1 pseudogene is annotated in these 663 nt (G+C 67.9%); it reads left to right on the top strand.

The window, feature by feature from the left end:
• Positions 1 to 639, top strand: a pseudogene (locus ACLQ24_RS30005) (IS701 family transposase); the annotation flags it as partial.
• Positions 640 to 663 lie beyond the last annotated feature (24 nt).

Below are 663 nucleotides of genomic sequence, written 5' to 3'. Positions count from 1 at the left end.
GACCGTCTGCTGCCGCTGGATGGCGGTAAGACCCGCCGCCGCGCTGACCTGATCGCTGCCGACCTGCCGGTCACGGCCTGGACCCGGCGCAGCGCCGGCGACGGGTCGAAAGGGCCCCGCTACTACGACTGGGCCTGGCTCGCCGACGTGGGCGCCGACGGCGACCCGGACGATGATGGCCGGCACAGCGTGCTGATCCGTCGCAACAATTCGACCGGTGAGCTGGCTTTCTACCGTTGCTGGGCGCCCGGCCCGGTCACCCTGGCCCACCTCGTGCGCATCGCTGGCATTCGATGGACTGTGGAGGAGAGTTTCCAGGCAGGCAAGGGGCAGGTCGGTCTCGACCAGCACCAGGTCCGCCGCTGGAACTCCTGGCACCGGTTCACCACCCTGGCCCTGGCCGCCCTGGCCATCCTCGCGATCTGCGCCGCCGAAGCCACCAGCACCCAGCCGACCGAAGACCAGGACATGATCCCGCTGACCGTCAACGAGATCCGCCGCCTGATCAACGTCTTCCGCGACCAGCCCACACGCAGCACCAGCTACCGTTTGCACTGGTCAAACTGGCGACGTCGACACCAAGCCCGAGCCAAACAAGCCCACTACGCCCGCCGCCTCACCCTCGAACTCCAGCCATGATCACGAAGTACGGCTGCCGTACTA

This window comes from Micromonospora sp. DT4, from assembly GCF_049841675.1.
In the GTDB taxonomy this organism is placed as follows: Bacteria; Actinomycetota; Actinomycetes; order Mycobacteriales; family Micromonosporaceae; genus Micromonospora.
The sequence above is the reverse complement of the archived record's forward strand: the minus strand, read 5'-3'. Positions and strand labels throughout refer to the sequence as shown.